Raw genomic sequence first — 19,491 nt, forward strand, 5'->3', positions numbered from 1 at the left:
CAGCCTGACGTTGGTCAAACACGAGTTAATGTATTGAAACCAAGCCCAATTTCAGGTAAATCTAAATCCATAAATGCGCTAGAAGCGTACGTTTCTAAAGCGTTGTCCCCATTTTATCCATGAAAAATCTCCTGCTCTTATTGTTACCTGCCTGTCTGGTAGCAGGCGTTGCTTTTACCAATAGTCGGGCTGTTAGCCACTTAGTGCCAACAGCTAGCGCTACCACACGTATTACCGACGACACGCCCCCGAAAAAGGTAGTCAAGACCGATGCCGAATGGAAGAAAATCCTGACGCCGGATCAGTATGCCGTTTTGCGTGAGCATGGTACGGAACGCGCCTTTACGAGCCCGCTCAATAATATTCATGACCACGGTACGTTCTATTGCGCCGGTTGTCATACTGCGCTTTTTTCGTCTGATACAAAGTTCGATTCCGGAACGGGCTGGCCGAGTTTTTATATGCCCATTTCTAAAAGCGTAATCAAAGAAAACGTAGACAAATCGTATGGCATGGTACGTACAGAAGTGGTTTGTAACGTCTGTGGAGGCCATTTAGGGCATGTTTTTAACGATGGTCCTAAACCAACCGGGCTTCGATACTGCATGAATGGCGTGGCCATGACGTTTGAGAAGAAATAAAGAACTAGTCATACAGGAAGCAGGGACGAAAGAAGAAAAGAAAGGCTGGTAGCCGACCGTTTTCTCTTCTTTCGTCTCTGCTTCCTGTCTATCCTTTCAGCCCGTTGTTGATGCCGCCCGGCTTTTGTATATCACATCGGTCGAAAATACGTTATATTTGGTGCCCGGCCACTACGTCTGGGCTTAAACATGACCGGCCTGGGGCCCAGAATGCGGTTTTACGTTACGTTTTATGGCGGCTGGTTGCAGTAACTGCTTTCGGGCAATGCCGTACATTAGTATAAAGTTTTCTTCGATTACATACGCATGAGTCAATATAGGGAGCGATTCCGCGCCGTTCGGCACGCTTTTGGCGCGTTCCGACGACGAGTTCGACAACGCCAGTCTCTGCTGGGAAACGTCAGGCGTGGAGTTGGCCGACAGATCGCTCGGGTAGCCGGTGAAGAACGGGTTAATTCATGGACTGCTACGTATCGTGCTTACCGCGACCGGTTTCGCTCGTTTGTCCATCAGTACATTGATCCGGACTTTTGGTACTATCCGGTTCTGAAAACAGGCATCAAGGTCTTTTTATGGGCGTTTCTGCTACTTGGCCTTTACGTTTTCACCCTCAACAATAATTTCCTCTACCTAACGGGCGAAATGCCCAGTGTGGAAGAACTGAAAAATCCGAAGCTTAATCAGTCGTCGGAAATTTACTCGCAGGATGGCGTCATGATCGGAAAGTTTTATGCCGAAAACCGCACGCCAATCAAATACGAGAACATTCCGAAACAGCTGATCAATGCGCTGATCGCTACGGAAGATGCGCGTTTCTACGAACATGGTGGTATCGACCCACGCGCCATTGGCCGGGCGGCTGCCAGCCTGGGAAGTGAAGGGGGCGGCTCGACTATTACGCAGCAGCTAGCCAAGAACCTGTTCAAAACCCGCCGGAATACCAATTCGGGACTCCTGACCCGGATTCCGTTTATCCGAAAAATTATTTACAAATCGAAAGAGTGGCTGATGGCCCTCAAGCTGGAACGGAACTTCACAAAGCAGGAGATCATTACGTATTATTTCAACACCGTCGATTTTGGCAGTAATGCCTTCGGTTTGAAAACAGCGGCCCGTACGTTCTTTAATAAAGTGCCCGACAGTCTGAACGTACAGGAAGGCGCGGTACTGGTTGGCCTGCAGAAAGCCACAACCAGCTACAATCCGCTCCGCCATCCCAAGCGTTCCCGCGAACGACGTAATGTCGTGATTGCCCAGATGGCCAAATACAACTTCCTGACCAAAGCGCAGGCCGACTCCATCAGCGCTTTGCCGCTGGAAACCGACTTCACGCCCGAAAATCCGTATTCGGGACCTGCCAGTTACCTTAAAAATGCCGTTCAGGATTACGTCAAAAAATGGGGTGAAGAAAACGGCTACGATCTCTATACTAGTGGCCTGAAAATTTATACGACCATTGACTCACGGATGCAGCACTACGCTGAAGAAGCCACCAGCGAGAAAATGAAGCAACTGCAGCGGACGTTCGATAACCACTGGCGTGGCCGGAATCCCTGGACCAATGAAGATGGAGACGAACTGCCGGGCTTTATTGATTCAGTAGCCCGCCGTACCGAACGCTACAAAACCCTGAGTCGGCGGTTTATGCCCCTTTACCCCGATTCCATCATGTACTACATGAAAAATAAGAAGTACAAGATGCGGGTGTTTAGCTGGACTAGTAAGCGTGGCTATGACTCAACCGAAATGACACCTTACGACTCAATTGCGTACTACAAACACTTTTTGCAGTCGGGCATGGTGGCGATGGACCCACGTACGGGCTACATCCGGGCTTGGGTAGGCGGTCTGGATTACGATTATTTCAAGTACGATCACGTAAAACAGGGCAAACGTCAACCCGGCTCTACCTTTAAGCCGTTCGTTTATACAACGGCCATCGACGATACGCTGATCAACATGGCTCCCTGCGACCGGATTCAGGACAGGCCGTTCCGCAAAGAATACCGCGAAAATGGGGAAGACAAAATCTGGGAACCGCGTAACTCAACCGGCTATTATACGTATTCAAACATGACGTTACGTCGGGCTATGGCTCGATCCGTAAATTCAATCACGGCCCAGCTTACCGACCGCGTTACGCCCGAACGCGTTGCGCAATACGCCCACCGAATGGGGATAAAGAGCCGGCTGGAAGCGGTGCCGTCGATTGGGTTAGGGTCGTCGGACGTATCGCTGTACGAGCTGGTGGGTGCGTATTGTACGTTCGTGAACGACGGCGAATCAACAGAGCCGATGATTGTTCAGCGTATTGAAGATCGCGATGGAAATGTCATTGCCACCTTCACCAGTCAGCACCAGCGCGCCATTAGCCCCGAATCAGCCTTTCTGATGCGGTATATGCTTCAGGGCGGCTTGCAGGAATCGGGTGGTACATCGCAGAATTTGTGGTCGTTCAACCTGTTTAAAAACCGGAATGAGCTGGGTGCTAAAACAGGAACAACCTCCAACAACTCCGACGGCTGGTTTGTCTGTATATCCAACAATCTGGTTGTAGGGGCCTGGGTCGGTGGCGACGACCGGAGTATACACTTCCGGTCAACGGATCTTGGCGAAGGCGCAAAAACAGCCCTGCCGCTGGTGGGGAGTTTTCTGGAAAAAGTATATGCCGATCCGAAATTCAAGACGCTTCAGGGACCATTCCCCAAACTGGATAGCGTAAGCAAAGAATACCTGAATTGTGGTTATTCGGGCGATGAGGAAGAAAGCAGTGAGTCCGACTCAACCGATACGTCGGGTGAAGCAGTGGATTCAACCTTCGTTTTGCCTGCTCCTCCGCCCGATCAGACAACAGTACCCGATACTACCGGTCACTAAATAAAGGCCGTTAGCAAAAACTTTATGCGCCGGTTTTTGTAAGTATATTGTCCGGAACAGTTCCGCACGACACCTTATGACTAAAATATTGCGAGTTCTGCGTTGGGCTTTACTTACTATACTTATACTGGCTGTTGGTGTGTTAGCAGTTGCCTGGTTTATCGATTCCCGACAGACAGACCAGGAATTAGCCGACGAATTTCGGGGGCAGCGTATCCGTCCGGAAATCCATTATTATCAGGTTCGTCAGCCAGGTCAGGCTACGCGTACCATCCGGTTTATGGAAACGCCTGCTCCGTCGGGCGACTCAGCCCTGCCGGTTATTTTGTTTGTTCATGGCGCCCCTAGTTCGCTGTCTTTCTTCAACGAATTTTTTAAAGATACAACTCTGCTGAACCGGGCGCAACTGGTTGCGGTAGACCGGCCCGGATACGGCTATTCTGACTTTGGGCAGGTCGAAACGTCAATTATCCGTCAGGCGGAATTGCTGCAACCGCTCATCGACCGCTACCGGAAAGCACCTTATCTGATGGTCGTGGGCTCTTCTTATGGCGGTTCGGTATCGGCCCGACTAGCGATGAATAATCCGGGGCGTGTCAATCACGTCGTGTTTGTGTCGTCGGCACTGGGGCCGGGCCTGGAACGGACGTACCCGATCAGTTATTTGGCCGACAGCCCACTCGTTCATTGGGGAGTTCCGCCCCTGCTGCGGCTGGCAAACGACGAAAAACTGGCTCACCGCAAAGCTCTGGAAGCCATTCTGCCCGACTGGCCTAAGATTCGGTCCAATATCACCATGCTGCATGGGCAACTCGATGAACTGGTTTATCCGACCAATGTGGTGTTTGCACAACAGCATCTGATCAATGCGCGGGTAAAGCAATTCTTACTGCCCGAAAACCGGCATGATATCGTCTTCAATAAACGCCGGTACATGACCGAAATCATCCTCGACATCCTGACGCACCACGTCGTCAAAGAAATCGTTCGGGTCAAATCAATAGCTGTGAAGTGAGGAACAGGGAGAAGGGAAAAAGAAAAATGAATTCTCCTGGTTTTTTCTGCCTTCTCCTTTTCCCTTCTCCCTCTCTTCAAACCGTTATTTCCACCCTGTTACGTTCGGGGTCGAGTGCTACGCTTTCATAATACCCGTCGCCTGTCCGGCGGGGACCGTCAACGATGGTAAAACCATCCGACCGTAGTCGTTCGGTCAACTGGTCAACGGTGGCTTCGCTGCCAACCGACAGGGCTATATGCGTAAAGCCCATCCACTGACTTACGGCTTCTCCCTGATTTTCCAGAATACCCGGCATCTGCATAATTTCCAGACGAGGGCCGCCATCGGGAAAGCTCAGAAAATAAGACGAAAAGCCCTTATGAACGTTGCTGTATTTGTCGTTGGCCGTAGCCCCGAAATACGTTTCGTAAAATGAACGCATCTGCTCCAGATTGCGGACCCACACCGCAACATGTTCAATAGACATAGGCTGTACTTAGTAAAGAAGCGGTTAGATCGTCATTCCCCTACCAATATAGCACGGTAAATCAACCGATAAAACTCATTTCTTCCAGTCAGAAAAATACGTTCACAGGCTCTAATTGGTCATTTTAAAAAAATTTAAAATAATATTTCACTAAAGTGAGTATTGGCACCATGTTCCTGCATCTTTACTCCAAAAGAGCATAGATATTACTTGACGGTATGCAGGAATACAGGAATCTTGAACCTGAAGAATTAGCAGCTGATTCCTCTTTTCAACGATGGACATTAGATAACGACCCCGTAGCAGGCGCATTCTGGACTGAATGGTTAGCCGAGAATCCGGACCAAAAAGAACTGGTTGACAAGGCGCATTTTTTATTGACGACCATTCATACCCAGTTTGAGCAACGTATCAGTGAGCAGGTGCCCCTTTCGGATCTGGAAATACAGCAGGAGATCAGCCAGCTTTATAAATCGCTCGAGACACGAAAACCCGAACCGGTCAGATGGATTCATTTCACACCGATGCAGTATGGAATGGCAGCCAGTCTGTTAATGCTGCTGGGGCTGTTCGGATGGTACGTTCTACAGCAGGCTTCGACTAAAAAAGAGGTTACGTATCAGGAGCTGGTAGCTCAGGTGAAGAGTCCGCTCGCAGAAGTAAAAAATACGACAGATAAACCAATGGTGGTTAACCTGCCAGACCGAAGTACCATTTTGCTTTATCCGAAAAGCCAGATTAGTTATGCCAGGCAGTTTTCAGGCATCAAACGGGAAGTTTATCTATCTGGTGAAGCCTTTTTTGAAGTTTCGAAAAATCCGTCAAGGCCGTTTTACGTATACGCGAATAGTCTGGTAACGAAGGTATTAGGGACCAGCTTCATGGTGCAGACGAACGAAAGCACGAAAGAAGTAAAAGTGGTTGTGAAAACCGGGAAGGTATCGGTTTATGCACAGGAACAGGTACCCTCGCCAAGTCAGAAAGAAGATTATAAACTGGGTGGCACGGTACTGACGCCAAATCAGCAGGTGGTTTTTTCGGCAGAAGATACACGCCTGGTCAGAAGTCTGGTGAAAGAGCCAGCTTTACTGGAAAAAGACGCTCAGAAACAGATGTTTGCCTTTAAGCGGACGCCCATTGCGGAGGTTTTCGCTACGCTCGAAAAAGCCTACAGTATAAAGATTATTTTCGATGAAGAGGCCATGAAAGATTGTTATCTGACCGCTTCGTTGGCTGACGAACCTCTGTTCGATAAACTGGACCTGATCTGCCATACCATCAACGCCCACTACGACCAGTTAGACGCATACATCGTGGTTGACAGTAAGGGTTGTAAATGAGTAACGTATTAGATTCCAGCGATTCCGTCAGGAAGATGTTGGAAGCCCGATTTTCTGAATGAAAGACGTTATGAGGACGTATTGAAACGAACCTAAGCTAACCCAAAAACGCCTATGACCGATCCGTCAACAGCAGACATTTCCTAAAAAAGCAAAGTCGAAGATGCGCCAACACCTTCGACTTGAAATCAGCCCCTCGTGTAAGCTCATTACGACATCCGCAGAAGCGGACTGGGACCTTATTGTGCCGAATAATTAAATCCGACAAAAGCCAAAACTATGTCAAAAAGACTACTTTGTCAAAAGACAATACAGAAAATCATGCGCATTGGCCTGTACCAAGCCTTTCTTTCTGTTGCCTTTGCAACCTTCGCTCACGCCTTTGAGGTAAGCGGGCAGAAGGTGCTTGAGCAAAAAGTGACCCTCCAATTAACCAACGCTGATGTGGAGCGGGTTCTGGACAAACTGGAAACCGTTACCCGGATCAAGTTTATGTACAATCCGCAAATTTTTGGGGTTGAACGTAAAGCCAATTATAAATTTCAGAACGAACTGCTCTCCGACGTACTCAACCGGGTTTTGTCGCCCTATCAGGTAACCTACGAAGTATTCCAGGAGCGTATCATCTTAAAACGTCAGGAACCGCAGTCTGCACAGCCCGAAGCTCAATCGACACTACGTCAGGAGGCCCCTAAGCGCAAAATAACGGGGAAAGTTCTCGATGAAAAAGGAGCAGGACTACCCGGCGTAAGCGTAGTGGTAAAAGAAACACAGCGCGGCACGACAACCGTTGCCGACGGTACGTTCGCGCTGGATGTTCCGGAAGAAAATTCCATACTGGTTTTCAGCTTTGTGGGCTACAAACGGCAGGAAGTAACGGTAGGAAACCAGACAAACCTGTCGGTGAGTCTTGAACCGGAAGCCAGCACCCTTGGTGAAGTAGTGGTAACGGCCCTCGGAATTGCCCGTGACAAAAAAGCGCTGGCGTATGCCGTTACGGAAGTTAAAGGCAGCGAATTTACGCAGGCTCGCGAGAACAACGTAGCGAATGCGCTGACGGGAAAAATTGCGGGCGTTAGCGCAACGGGTATGGCAACCGGCCCCGGTGGATCAAGCCGTATCATCATCCGGGGAAATGGCTCGCTGAACGGAAACAACCAGCCGCTCTACGTAATCAACGGTATGCCGATGGACAACAGTACGCCCGGCGGTACGGCTGCTGACGGAAACGGCATGAACGTAGACCGTGGCGATGGCATTGGCGGAATAAACCCCGATGATATCGAATCCATCAGCGTGCTGAAAGGTGGCCCGGCGGCAGCTCTTTACGGTGCCCGTGCTTCGAACGGGGTGATTCTGATCACGACCAAAAAAGGAAAGGGTCAAAAAGGGGTTGGTGTCGAAGTAAACAGCAACACGACGTTTGAAGACATTGCCGTGATTCCAAACTGGCAGTATGAATACGGTCAGGGCGTGGATGGCAAAAAACCAACGACGGTTACGGAAGCGAAAAGCACTGGTCGCCTTTCGTATGGCGCCCGGATGGATGGCCAGCCCACGATTCAGGTAGATGGCCAGTTGCATCCGTATTCACCCCAGCGCGATAACCTGAAAAATTTCTACCGCACGGGCAGCAACTACATCAATTCGGTGGCGTTCACGGGTGGCAATGAGTCGGTAAACTTTCGGCTGGGTCTGAACAATACGCAGTCAAACAGCATCGTCCCCAACTCTTCCTTCAGCAGACGAATCGCCAACCTGAACCTAAACGCGTTTTTAGGCAAAAAATTAAGCATTGAAACTGTTTTCCAGTACAATCTGGAACAGGCCACAAACCGCCCCAAAGTTGGCTATGCCGATATGAACCCGCACTGGGCTACGTATCTGATCGCTAACGTCGTTGATATCCGCAGTTTATCGCCGGGTTATGATCCGGTAACCGGCAAAGAAATGGAATGGAACCCCGTACCTGCGGCACCGAACCCTTACTTTGTGGTCAATAAGTTCAAAAACGACGACACCAAAAATCGTTTCATCAGTCAGGGAAGCATCCGCTACGACATTCTGGATAACCTGTATATCAAAGGTCGTGTGAGCCAGGACTTTTACAGTTTTCAGTCGGAATACGTACAGCCAACCAACAATGCCTATCAACCGCTGGGTACGTATGAGGCCCGCAAAACAATGTCGTCGGAAACTAACGGGATGCTGACGCTTAATTACAATACAACTTTTTTTAAGGATCTGACGTTCGCGGCTCTGCTGGGCGCTAATGCGCAGAAAGCTATTTTCGATCAGACCATCATTGCGGGCAACGAGTTTACAGTGCCGTATTTTTACAGCTATACCAACCTGGCCGCGTCAACGACCACGCCTACGTACCTGAGAAGCGCCATCAATTCGGTGTTTGGCTCGATGGACTTTGGGTATAAAAACATCGCCTATCTGACGGTTTCTGGTCGGCAGGACTGGTTTTCGGTGCTGAACCCAAAGAGCAACAGCATTTTCTATCCGTCCGTTGGGGGATCGTTTATTCTGTCAGATGCTTTCCGTTTGCCGCAGGCCATCAGCTTTGCCAAACTGCGGGCATCCTGGGCGCAGGTAGGGGGTGCTACGGTAAATGCCTACCAGATTTACCAGTATTATTCCATGCAGCAGGGCGGGCACAATGGCCGTCCGGTGCAGGGGCTGTCGTCTTCGCAGGTGCCTAACCCCGACCTGAAACCACTAACCTCAACAACCTACGAAGGGGGCATCGAAGCCAAATTCCTGAACAATCGGCTGGGCATCGACCTGACGCTCTACAATCGGAAAACCACCGACGATATCGTAACGACCAACATTGCTCTTTCGTCGGGCTATACGTCGGCACTTCTGAACGTGGGCGTACTTAGCAACAAAGGGGTTGAACTACTTCTGACCGGAACACCCATTAAAAAGGCGGATTTCAGCTGGGATGTGAGCTACAACATGGCCTACAACAAAAGCAAAATCGAACGGCTAGCGGATGGCATAACCGGTATCGACATTGGAACAGGCGTAGGTGGTGGCGTGGTACGTAACGTGCTGGACAGACCATACGGCACAGTGTGGGGATACCGTAAGAAAACGGATGCCAATGGCAATGTCGTCTTCAATACCGCCAGCGGGTATGCCGTGCGGGGGATCTCGAAGAAATTGGCCAGGGTACTCCTCCCCTCACGATGGGTATCACCAACAATTTCCGCTACAAGAATTTCTCGCTCAACTTCCTGATTGATGGCAAATTCGGCAGCATCGTTTACTCAAACCTTTATCAGTATGCGTATCGGTTTGGTCTGCCCCAGGAAACCCTGCCTGGCCGCGAAACAGGCGTAACCGTAACGGGTGTAACGCCCGAAGGAGCACCCTTCACCAAAACCTGGAAAAAGGAAGAAGTCGATACGTATTACGACAACGACAAGAACTACACGGCGATGTTTATGTTCAACAACGACTTCATAAAACTTCGTCAGGTAGTTCTGAGCTACAACCTGCCCGTTGGTAAACTTCCGTTCCTGAAACTGCAGTCGGCATCGATCTCGCTGGTGGCGCGTAACCTGGCAATTCTCTACAAAGACAAGAAGAACCAGTACTTCGACCCAGAATCTGGCTACACCAGCACCAATGCACAAGGGCTGGAAGCCTTCGGTGTACCCCGGACCCGGAGCCTTGGCGTGAACTTAATGGTGAAATTCTAACCAACAACATTCTGACAATGAAGCATCTGATCCAAAAAATACTCTGTGCGGCTCCGTTTTTCCTGCTTTTGTCGTCCTGCGATAAAGGCTTCGAGGAAATGAACGTAGACCCCAACAAATACTCTCAGGTTGTACCCGAATACCTGTTTACCCGAGCGCAGCTGGATGGTGTAAGCACCAATTTCACAGGAGCCGCCTACCTGACCATCGGGCAGTCGATGCAGCATTTCGCTACGTATAAAGAGGTGCCCGCGGCCGGTGACAAATATTTCAACTACAATTATTCGACCGCGAACTGGGATGCCTACGCCGGAACCGCAGCCGGGCAGGGTTCGGTAATTTCCATCCGTCAGGTTATCGATGCCGTATCGGCCAACCCAGCCAATGTGAACAAACTTTCGGCAGCCCGCATCTGGAAAGCCTACATCTTCCACCGACTGACGGACTTATACGGGGATATTCCTTATTTCGATGCCGGAAAAGCACTTTCTGACAAGAATTACGGGCCAAAGTACGATACGCAACAGGCCATTTACGCGGATCTTCTGAAGGAGCTTGATGAATCGATTACGGCTTTCGATGCAACCAAAGCAACTTTCGGTAATGCCGACCTGATGTTTGGCGGAGACGTAACCAAGTGGAAGAAATTTGCGTATTCACTGATGTTACGTCTGGGGATGCGCCTGAGCGAAGTGGATGCGGCTACGGCCAAAACCTGGGTTCAGAAAGCCATAGCTGGCGGAGTCATTCTGGATGATGCCGACCGTGCGGTGATTGCTTACGTTGATGGTTCGCAACTTGCCAGCCGGAATTTCATTGCCAACGGCTTGCTGAGCACAGACTATATTACACCCGGTGGCGACAACGTTGAGGGCGGCAAGCTGGCCAAAACGCTGATCGATTACCTGAAGACGGCCAAAGACCCGCGTCTGAACGTAATCTCCATCGTCTGGACCTCTACCGACGGCAAAACGTTTTCGGCTGACACCACTACGGCGCTACAAAGTGGTATGCCCAATGCGGCTTACAACAGCCTGCCTGCTAACTTCAATTCGTTTTCGGAACCCAACCCGAATACGCTGCTGAAATACAGCGCTCCACTGATTGTGATGGGCAATGCGGAAATGAACCTGCTGCTGGCCGAGGCTGCTGTCCGGGGCTGGTACACAGGCGGTACAGCTGCTGCAGCTTACGACAATGCCGTAAAAGCGGGTATGCGGCAATGGTCATTGTTTGGCACGGGCGGGGTTATCTCCGATGCTAAAATCAATGCCTACCTGGCAGCGAACCCGTACAAAAGCAGCGGCACCGTAGCGCAGCAGATTGAACAGATCAGTACGCAGAAATGGGTATCGCTTTTTCTGGAAGATGAATATGAAATCTTCTCCAACTGGCGTCGCACGGGTTATCCGACACTTACCCCTACCAACTATCCGGGTAACCTTACCGGCGGAAAAATCCCAACTCGTTTTGTAATTCCGGATTCGGAAGGAACGTATAACCGAACCAATTTCATTGAAGCCCGCACACGCCAGGGCGGTACCAATACGCTCTCAAGTGTAGTCTGGTGGGATAAGTAAAAAAGAACGGATTTCGTGTTCGGTATTGGTACGTAACAACTTAATACCGAACACGAAATTTCGAATTAACTACCGATAACCTTTATACGCTATGCCAGCACAACGCCGATCCATTTTAAAACAACTGTTCACTTCTGTAACCAGTGTAGTTGGGCTAGGCGTAGCTACACCGGATGCTGCAGCCAATAGTCAGATCAACGCTACGTCCGACAAAGAAGGGATCGAAACAGCCTTACCCCAGGATGTCCCGCTGTATTCGAGTATGACGAAAATGGGGAACATGATCTTCATTTTTGGCATTGGCGCCCATTTCGAAGGCGACATCAAATCGCACACCGACCACGTACTGAAGGAAATGGAAAAGGAACTGGTGAAAGCGGGCTCATCGATGGAAAAAGTACTAAAAGTGAGTGTGTTCCTGCACGATCTGGAAGATTACAAGGGCATGAACGACGTGTTTAAAGGCCGATTTGGCAGCAAACCACCCGTTCGAACAACGGTGGCACCGCATGCAGGCGTACCGGGCGATTCGCTGGTTGAGATGGATTGCATTGCGTATGTATAGGATCAAAAACCTTCTTCAGGAGGTTATGGGGCAAGAGAAACGTACCGTTCCCGCACTTGTGATTCTGCTGGGATTGTATCGTTTTTCGTTCGCTCAGGTCAGCGATACGACACGATATCTTATCAAAAAAACGACTGATTTTCAGGTGAATGGCATAGGGGATTATGCCGGATGGAATAAGACTTCCTGGGTACCCATTACGGTTCAGGAATCAGCCAACCGGGCCCTGACCACGAAAACCAAAGTCTTGTACTCCGAAACGGGGATTTATTTCCTTTTCCAGTGCGACGACGAGAAACTGACGGCTACTATTGAGGAAGATTTCGGGGCTTTGTTTAAAGAAGATGTTGTCGAAGTGTTTCTCTGGCCCGACCCCTCGGTACCGATTTATCTGGAGTATGAAGTCTCGCCCTTGAATTACGAATTGCCGATTCTGGTGCCCAACATCAACGGGAAATTTCAGGGCTGGAAACCCTGGAACTATCGGGGTAGCGCAAAAACCCAACACGCTACGTCGGTCCAGGGCGGCAACAAAACCAGTAACGCATCCATTAAGGGCTGGACAGCCGAGTTTTTCATTCCATACCGACTCATGAACCCAATCGTTTCAGCGACGCCTACGTCCGGCACTACCTGGCGGGGTAATCTGTACCGTATTGATTACGATACGGGCTACCAAACCTGGTCGTGGAAAAAAACGAGTGGAAGTTTTCATGAATTCAAGAGGTACGGAACGCTTATTTTTGAGTAATACCTGTATTAACTAATAACCTATCATGCTTAATCGAAGAAGTTTACTCAAGCACTTATCCGCTATGCCACTGGTTGGTGGTCTTTTTGGCAGTAGTGCTCCGTTGACGTCAGCACTGGCGGCTCCGGTTCTGGCTCCTCGAAATCTGGTCAAAGAACTCGGCATACGTACCTTCATCAATGCGGCCGGTACGTATACCGCCATGACCGGCTCGCTCATGGAAGAGGACGTAATCAACACCATTCTGGCTTCGTCGAAAGAGTTTATGATGCTCGACGATGTACAGACGAAAGTCGGCGAAAAAATTGCGGCCCTCACTCATGCTGAATCAGCCGTGGTGTCGGCAGGATGCTTCTCGGCTATGACGCTCGGCCTGGCGGGTGTGTTGACAGGCATGGATCAGAAAAAAGTAGAAGCCCTGCCCCATCTGGAAGGTACGGGCATGAAATCAGAGGTGATCGTGCAGAAAGGCCACAACGTCGGCTATTCACATGCGCTGACCAATACGGGCTGTAACATCGTTTTTGTCGAGACAGTTGAAGAGCTCGAAAAAGCCATCAACGACAAAACGGCCATGTTGTGGTTCCTGAATATTCAGTCCGACAAAGGTAAAATCATGCACCAGGAATGGGTAGCGCTGGGCAAGAAGCACAACATCCCAACCATGATCGACATTGCCGCCGACGTACCGCCGGTCGAAAATCTGTGGAAATTCAATGATATGGGCTTCGATCTGGTCTGTGTATCCGGTGGTAAAGCCATGCGAGGTCCACAGAGCGCCGGGCTGTTGATGGGTAAGAAAAAATACATTGATGCCGCCCGACTCAGCATGCCCCCCCGTGGTTCGACCATTGGCCGCGGCATGAAAGTCAATAAAGAAGAGGTGCTGGGAATGTACGTAGCGCTGGAAAAATTCATAGCCCGCGATCAGGACAAAGACTGGAAAATGCTGGAAGACCGCGCCAAACACATTGCCGATGCAGCCAAGAGTATCAAAGGCGTATCCGTCGAGACGTTCGCTCCCGAACTGGGCAACCATACCCCTACCCTGCGCGTCAGTTGGGATACCGCCAAACTCGCTCCCAAAGCCTTGCAGGAAGCCTTACGGAATGGTACGCCTTCCATAGAAGTTGTTGGCGAACCGATGGGCATAAGCATGACAACCTGGATGCTAAAGCCCGGTGAAGAAAAGATTGTGGCCAGCCGATTGAAAGAAGAATTGGCGAAGGCTTCGGTTTAATCGTTTGCAGATTCTCTGTTTTGTCATCTTCATAGTCGGTATGATGGAGATGACAAAACGCTGGTTTCGTGACAGGTTACAACAAAACTCCTCAATGCAAAAACTCCTTCTCCTTTTCTCTGTCCTTTTCCTAAGCTTCAGGGCCTACACTCAGCCCTATACGTTGCTGATTAAAGGCGGGCGTTTAATTGACCCAAAGAATAACATCGACGCGCTGATGGATGTAGCCATTTTGGATGGCAAGATCGCCCAGATCGCCAAATCAATTGACCCGAAGCAGGCACGTCAGGTGGTCGATGCCAAGGGAATGTACGTAACGCCCGGCCTAATCGACATTCACGGGCACGTATTTTATGGCACCGAACCTAATCACTACCTGAGCAATGGCGCCGTAGCAGTAGCACCCGATGGCTTTACGTTTCGCGTGGGCGTCACCACCATCGTAGATGCCGGTGGCGCAGGCTGGAAATCCTTCGATACGTTCAAGCAGAACATCATTCTGACTTCAAAAACGCGCGTTCTGTCTTTTCTCAACATTGTTGGCGAAGGGATGCGGGGCGGTAAGTACGAACAGGACACCACCGACATGGACCCGAAACAGGCAGCCAAAGTGGCGATGGACAATAAAAATGATGTCGTTGGTTTTAAAGTCGCTCATTTTCAGGGCTCAAGCTGGGCGCCCGTCGATCATGCGGTGCAGGCTGGAAAACTGGCAGACATGCCCGTTATGGTCGATTTTGGCGGTAGCACTCCGCCATTGCCGCTGAACGATTTGTTTCTGAAGCACCTTCGTCCGGGCGACATTTTCACCCACACATACACGCTTCTGCCCGGTGATGTTCGGGAAACCATTGTGGATGAATCGACCAGGACCGTAAAGCCGTTCGTTCTGGAAGCACGCAAAAAGGGAATTGTGTTCGACGTTGGGTATGGGGGCGCCAGTTTCAACTTTTCGCAGGCGATTCCGGCCATTAAAAGCAAATTCTATCCGACAACGATCAGCACTGATCTACATACGGGTAGCATGAACGGCTCGATGAAAGATATACTAAGCATCATGTCGAAGTTCGTAGCCATGGGCGAAGACGTACCAACTGTTATAAAGGCCAGTACGTGGACTCCAGCGCAGGTTATCCATCGCGAAAATCTGGGGCATCTGTCGGTAGGGGCCATTGCCGACGTAGCCATTTTGAGTATGCGTCAGGGTAATTTCGGCTTCTACGACAAGACAGGCTATAAGCTGATGGGCAAGCAGAAATTCGAGTGTGAGATGACCATCAAAGGTGGCAAAATTGTGTATGACCTCAATGGCATTGTCAGCCCACTGGGGCTAAACTAAGTTAAGAAGTGTTCCATTACAGCTCGGCGTGGTCTTTGGCTACGCCGGAGCGTTGTCCGGCCAGAAACCGAACTGATCACCAGCAACCTATATTTCGCTATTCCTGATATGCCAAAACGTTACCTTAAAGGACTCGTACTCTCACTGCTGCTAGGTGCCGGCTTTATCCAGCGCGAGTCAAAAAATGGACTGCCCATTCAGACGGACGAAAACGGTGGCCTGTTTTTGCCCGCTGGATTCGAGGCTACTGTTGTTGTCGATAGTCTGCCCGGACGCGCCCGGCACATTGCCGTCAATGAGAACGGCGACATTTACGTAAAAGCTCGGTTTGCCCGCGATAAAGACGAGTCGGTCATTGCCCTTCGCGATACCAACGGCGACGGTCGGGCGGATGTTATGAAACGCTTTGGCGGTCTTGCCCGCGAACGGGCCTATGGTACAGCCATGCGGATTTACAACGGCTATCTGTACTTCAGCTCCGAACTGTACGTCTATCGGTATAAACTAAAACCCGGTCAGCTGGTGCCCGACAGCCCCATGGAAGTGGTCATGACCGATGATCATAAGCACGGGATGCATGAACATATTGCCAAGCCCATTACATTCGACAAAGACGGGCATATGTACGTAGCGTTCGGCGCCCCATCCAACGGATGCCAGCCTGTCAACCGCACGCCCGGCATGGCGGGTATCGACCCGTGCCCAATGCTCGAAGATCACGGAGGTATCTGGCAATTTGATGCGAACAAAACGGGCCAGACGCAAAAAGATGGCCGTCGGTACGCTACGGGCCTGCGGAGCGTTGTGGGCATGGACTGGAATTTCGCCAACAACAGCCTGTATGCCCTGCAGCATGGCCGCGATGACTTTCTGATGCTTTGGGCTGATAAGTATACTCCCTGGCAAAGTGCCGTTCTCCCGGCCGAAGAACTTTTTCAGGTAAAAGAGGGGATGGATGGCGGATGGCCGTATTGCTACTACGACCAGGTGACTAACAAAAAACTCCTCAATCCTGAATATGGGGGTGACGGCAAAACGGTTGGTCGCTGCGACAAGTGCGAAAAACCTCTGATCGGATTTCCGGCTCACTGGGCGCCAAACGACATGCTGTTCTATCAGGGCAACAGTTTTCCGGATCGGTATAAAAACGGCGCCTTTATTGCTTTTCACGGCTCCACCAACCGGGCACCTTACCCACAGGCTGGTTATTTTATCGGCTTTATGCCGGCAAAGAACGGTACGCTCTCCACCGACTGGGAAGTTTTTGCTGATGGCTTTGCGAGCGTCGATCCAATTGTCAACGTAAGCGACGCTGTCTATCGGCCAATGGGTATTGCCATGGGACCGGATGGGTCGCTGTACCTGTCAGAAACCGAAAAAGGAAAGATCTGGCGCGTTACGTATAAAGGCGACAAAACCAATTACGGGACGTCGCAGCTAGCGCAGATGGAAAAGCGTAAAAGCCTGTCGAACATCCGCAATCCGGACGTAATCAAAGACAATCTGGATCGCGACAAACCTATCGTGGGAAGTAAAGTGTATGGCGTTTATTGTTCTGCCTGCCATCAGCGCAACGGCATGGGCGACTCGCAGCGGTTTCCGCCCCTGGCCGGTTCAGAGTGGGTGCTTGGGGATAAAAAGAAGCTAATCACCGTACTGTTAAAAGGACTGGAAGGCCCCGTTGAGGTGAAAGGCCAATCGTACAACAACGTAATGCCCCAGCACAGCTTTCTGAAAGATGAAGACATCGCTGAAGTTCTTACGCACATCCGCACAAACTTTGGCAATACAGCCGACGGAGTTTCTGCTTCCGAAGTCAACGAGGTTCGGATGGCCTTAAACCCGAAAGAGTCGAAAAAACGTAAAAAATAACGCGTACAAAAATTGACAATGAATGATGCGTAATGAACAACTCCAGATACCTGAGTTCCAGATAATCCGCCAATGTTCATTACGCATTGTACATTACTCATTATCCATTATTTATCTGTCTTTAACCAATTAAGTATCGTATGAAAACCGAACGCCGTTCCATCCTAAAACGCCTTTTTGCATCAGCCGCCGGAGCCATTGGTCTGGGCGCTGCCACGAAAGCTATGGCCGAGCCTGTTGCTGAGCCAGCCTCCCATGTAGCCGAAAAAGAAGTCTTCAATGTGGTTCATCACCAAGACGTACCCCTGTTTTCCGGCTCCACCAAGTTAGGCAATCTGGTTTTTGTAGCGGGCAAAGGCTATCACAAAGAAGGCGACATCAAAGTACATACCGACGAGGTGCTGAAAGAGTTGGAAAAGGAACTCATCAAAGCGGGCTCATCGATGGAGAAAGTCCTTAAAGTGAGTGTATTCCTGCACGACCTGAACGATTACAAAGGCATGAACGAAGTCTATAAAGGCCGGTTTGGCAGCAAGCCCCCCGTACGTACTACGGTAGCCGTGTATGGTGGCGTACCGGGCGATTCCCTGGTTGAAATGGATTGTATTGCGTATATCTGATCGTTCTTCCGTGTGGTCCGTGTGGTGTCAGGTTCTCAAACCTGACAATTCGCGTCAGCAATAGTGTCGGTTTCTCAAAACCGACACTACGGTAAGAAGCCGACACCACGGGAGGAAACCGGTACTACAGGAAGAAGCTGACACCACAAGGAAACTACATCACCCATTCTATTTTTCTAACGCTACTGCCATGCTCAGCAGACGTAAAATTATCAAGCACTTATCGAGCGTTCCAATTCTGGGAGGCCTGCTCGGCAGTGAATTATCGGTTCCTTCAACCGCGGCCCCGCTGGTAGCTCCCAAACGAGATCTGTTTAAAGAATTGGGGGTTCGTACCTTTATCAATGCCGCCGGAACCCTCACCTACATGACAGGTTCATTGATGCACGAAGAAGTTCTTGATGCGATCAATTACGGCGCAAAGGAATTCTGCCTGCTCGATGAAATTCAGGACAAGGTCGGTGCTAAAATTGCAGCCCTCACTCACGCTGAGTCTGCCGTTGTTACGTCGGGCGCGTTCTCCGGCATGACCCTCGGTCTGGCGGGGATTCTGACGGGTATGGATCTAAAAAGGTAGAGATGCTGCCGCATATCGAAGGCACGGGCATGAAAACCGAAGTCATTTGCCAGAAAGCGCACGACATCGTTTACAATCACGCCCTGACCAATACCGGCTGCAAAATTATTCAGGTCGAAACGGCTGAGGATGTTGAGAAAGCCATCAATGAAAAAACGGCGCTGATGCACTTTCTGCACATTGAAGCCGACAAGGGTAAAATCATGCATGAAGAATGGGTGGCCCTGGGCAAAAAGCACAACATCCCAACCTCCATCGACATTGCCGCCGACGTACCGCCCGTTGAAAACCTGTGGCGCTTTAACGATATGGGTTTCAGCTTTGTGGTCGTTTCGGGTGGTAAAGCCATGCGGGGTCCGCAAAGTGCAGGGATATTGATGGGCAAAAAGGATATTATTTCGGCGGCTCGGGTTCATATGCCTCCTCGTGGATTCAACATTGGCCGCGGCATGAAGGTGAACAAGGAAGAGATTCTGGGGATGTACGTAGCGCTGGAGAAATTTATTAACGAAGATCACGACAAAGTCTGGAAATCGTGGGAAGATGGGGTTGCGCACATCGATAACGCGGTTAAAACCGTACCCGGCATTCAGACGCGGGTAGACGTACCGCCCCTGGGCAATCATACGCCCACGCTACGCATCTCGTGGGACCCGGCCAAACTACGTATTACAGGTAAAGACTTACAGGAAGCCCTCCGCAAAGGCGATCCGTCGATTGAAGTCGGCGGGGGCGGGCCAAGCAACATCAACGTAACCGTCTGGATGATGAAGCCCGGTCAGGAAAAGATCGTAGCCAAACGACTCAAGGAAGAGCTATCGAAGGCGGCTGTTTAGACGACTTCACCCTTAAATCCCTTGGAGAGTAAGCTGGCTACTCCAAGGGG

The 19,491-nt window shown here is 50.3% G+C and carries 14 protein-coding genes and 1 pseudogene; 14 read left to right on the forward strand and 1 reads right to left on the reverse strand.

The features are described from left to right. Positions 1-119: 119 nt before the first annotated feature. The 3 genes from msrB (at position 120) to LN737_RS30355 (ending at position 4,533) form a co-directional block, all read left to right on the forward strand. Positions 120-641 (forward strand): peptide-methionine (R)-S-oxide reductase MsrB, encoded by a 522-nt coding sequence (gene msrB / locus LN737_RS30345; RefSeq protein WP_405514928.1) that lies wholly within the window; start codon positions 120-122, stop codon positions 639-641. Between the two features lie 306 nt (positions 642-947). Next, the gene (locus tag LN737_RS30350; RefSeq protein ID WP_405514930.1) at positions 948-3,518 is read left to right on the forward strand and encodes a penicillin-binding protein 1A; all 2,571 of its coding nucleotides are present in this window, start codon (positions 948-950) and stop codon (positions 3,516-3,518) included. Positions 3,519-3,594: 76 nt separating this feature from the next. Continuing rightward, positions 3,595-4,533: an alpha/beta fold hydrolase gene (locus tag LN737_RS30355; RefSeq protein ID WP_405514932.1), complete on the forward strand. Its 939-nt coding sequence runs from the start codon at positions 3,595-3,597 to the stop codon at positions 4,531-4,533. A gap of 76 nt (positions 4,534-4,609) precedes the next feature. Here LN737_RS30355 and LN737_RS30360 read toward each other — a convergent pair whose 3' ends face one another. Then, positions 4,610-5,002: a VOC family protein gene (locus tag LN737_RS30360; RefSeq protein WP_405514934.1), complete on the reverse strand. Its 393-nt coding sequence runs from the start codon at positions 5,000-5,002 to the stop codon at positions 4,610-4,612. Between the two features lie 218 nt (positions 5,003-5,220). Between LN737_RS30360 and LN737_RS30365 the strand changes: the two genes are divergently transcribed. The 11 genes and pseudogenes from LN737_RS30365 (at position 5,221) to LN737_RS30415 (ending at position 19,441) form a co-directional block, all read left to right on the forward strand. Beyond that, entirely contained in the window at positions 5,221-6,342 is a 1,122-nt protein-coding gene (locus LN737_RS30365; protein ID WP_405514936.1) for a FecR family protein, read from the forward strand. A 279-nt stretch (positions 6,343-6,621) separates the two neighbouring features. Next, positions 6,622-9,597, forward strand: coding sequence for a SusC/RagA family TonB-linked outer membrane protein (locus tag LN737_RS30370; RefSeq protein ID WP_405514938.1), 2,976 nt, complete (start codon positions 6,622-6,624; stop codon positions 9,595-9,597). Beyond that, positions 9,546-10,061, forward strand: coding sequence for a hypothetical protein (locus LN737_RS30375; protein ID WP_405514940.1), 516 nt, complete (start codon positions 9,546-9,548; stop codon positions 10,059-10,061). The genes LN737_RS30370 and LN737_RS30375 overlap by 52 nt, the downstream gene beginning before the upstream one ends. A gap of 17 nt (positions 10,062-10,078) precedes the next feature. Next, complete coding sequence (locus LN737_RS30380; RefSeq protein WP_405514942.1) at positions 10,079-11,641, forward strand: SusD/RagB family nutrient-binding outer membrane lipoprotein; 1,563 nt, start codon at positions 10,079-10,081, stop codon at positions 11,639-11,641. Positions 11,642-11,732: 91 nt separating this feature from the next. After that, positions 11,733-12,206 (forward strand): RidA family protein, encoded by a 474-nt coding sequence (locus LN737_RS30385; protein ID WP_405514944.1) that lies wholly within the window; start codon positions 11,733-11,735, stop codon positions 12,204-12,206. A gap of 25 nt (positions 12,207-12,231) precedes the next feature. Further along, entirely contained in the window at positions 12,232-12,957 is a 726-nt protein-coding gene (locus LN737_RS30390; protein WP_405514946.1) for a carbohydrate-binding family 9-like protein, read from the forward strand. Between the two features lie 25 nt (positions 12,958-12,982). Further along, entirely contained in the window at positions 12,983-14,197 is a 1,215-nt protein-coding gene (locus tag LN737_RS30395; RefSeq protein WP_405514948.1) for a selenocysteine synthase, read from the forward strand. Positions 14,198-14,291: 94 nt separating this feature from the next. After that, the gene (locus LN737_RS30400; protein ID WP_405514950.1) at positions 14,292-15,536 is read left to right on the forward strand and encodes an amidohydrolase/deacetylase family metallohydrolase; all 1,245 of its coding nucleotides are present in this window, start codon (positions 14,292-14,294) and stop codon (positions 15,534-15,536) included. 108 nt (positions 15,537-15,644) lie between these two features. Beyond that, positions 15,645-17,408, forward strand: a complete 1,764-nt coding sequence (locus tag LN737_RS30405) for a PQQ-dependent sugar dehydrogenase (protein ID WP_405514952.1) — start codon at positions 15,645-15,647, stop codon at positions 17,406-17,408. A gap of 140 nt (positions 17,409-17,548) precedes the next feature. Beyond that, positions 17,549-18,028 carry a RidA family protein gene (locus LN737_RS30410; RefSeq protein WP_405514954.1) on the forward strand — a complete coding sequence of 160 codons (480 nt, stop codon included), beginning with the start codon at positions 17,549-17,551 and terminating at the stop codon, positions 18,026-18,028. A 190-nt stretch (positions 18,029-18,218) separates the two neighbouring features. Beyond that, a pseudogene (locus LN737_RS30415) lies at positions 18,219-19,441 on the forward strand (aminotransferase class V-fold PLP-dependent enzyme). Positions 19,442-19,491 lie beyond the last annotated feature (50 nt).

Origin of the sequence: Spirosoma sp. KNUC1025 (assembly GCF_045160025.1) — a bacterium.
Classification (GTDB): Bacteria; Bacteroidota; Bacteroidia; order Cytophagales; family Spirosomataceae; genus Spirosoma.

What these genes read in the sequence shown, in the direction of transcription:
- LN737_RS30370 (WP_405514938.1), top strand. Translation starts at nt 6,622, where the DNA reads ATGTCAAAAAGACTACTTTGTCAAAAGACAATACAGAAAATCATGCGC.
- LN737_RS30360 (WP_405514934.1), bottom strand. Translation starts at nt 5,002, where the DNA reads ATGTCTATTGAACATGTTGCGGTGTGGGTCCGCAATCTGGAGCAGATG.
- LN737_RS30365 (WP_405514936.1), top strand. Translation starts at nt 5,221, where the DNA reads ATGCAGGAATACAGGAATCTTGAACCTGAAGAATTAGCAGCTGATTCC.
- LN737_RS30405 (WP_405514952.1), top strand. Translation starts at nt 15,645, where the DNA reads ATGCCAAAACGTTACCTTAAAGGACTCGTACTCTCACTGCTGCTAGGT.
- LN737_RS30350 (WP_405514930.1), top strand. Translation starts at nt 948, where the DNA reads ATGAGTCAATATAGGGAGCGATTCCGCGCCGTTCGGCACGCTTTTGGC.
- LN737_RS30375 (WP_405514940.1), top strand. Translation starts at nt 9,546, where the DNA reads ATGGGTATCACCAACAATTTCCGCTACAAGAATTTCTCGCTCAACTTC.
- LN737_RS30385 (WP_405514944.1), top strand. Translation starts at nt 11,733, where the DNA reads ATGCCAGCACAACGCCGATCCATTTTAAAACAACTGTTCACTTCTGTA.
- LN737_RS30390 (WP_405514946.1), top strand. Translation starts at nt 12,232, where the DNA reads ATGGGGCAAGAGAAACGTACCGTTCCCGCACTTGTGATTCTGCTGGGA.
- LN737_RS30400 (WP_405514950.1), top strand. Translation starts at nt 14,292, where the DNA reads ATGCAAAAACTCCTTCTCCTTTTCTCTGTCCTTTTCCTAAGCTTCAGG.
- LN737_RS30355 (WP_405514932.1), top strand. Translation starts at nt 3,595, where the DNA reads ATGACTAAAATATTGCGAGTTCTGCGTTGGGCTTTACTTACTATACTT.
- LN737_RS30410 (WP_405514954.1), top strand. Translation starts at nt 17,549, where the DNA reads ATGAAAACCGAACGCCGTTCCATCCTAAAACGCCTTTTTGCATCAGCC.
- LN737_RS30380 (WP_405514942.1), top strand. Translation starts at nt 10,079, where the DNA reads ATGAAGCATCTGATCCAAAAAATACTCTGTGCGGCTCCGTTTTTCCTG.
- msrB (WP_405514928.1), top strand. Translation starts at nt 120, where the DNA reads ATGAAAAATCTCCTGCTCTTATTGTTACCTGCCTGTCTGGTAGCAGGC.
- LN737_RS30395 (WP_405514948.1), top strand. Translation starts at nt 12,983, where the DNA reads ATGCTTAATCGAAGAAGTTTACTCAAGCACTTATCCGCTATGCCACTG.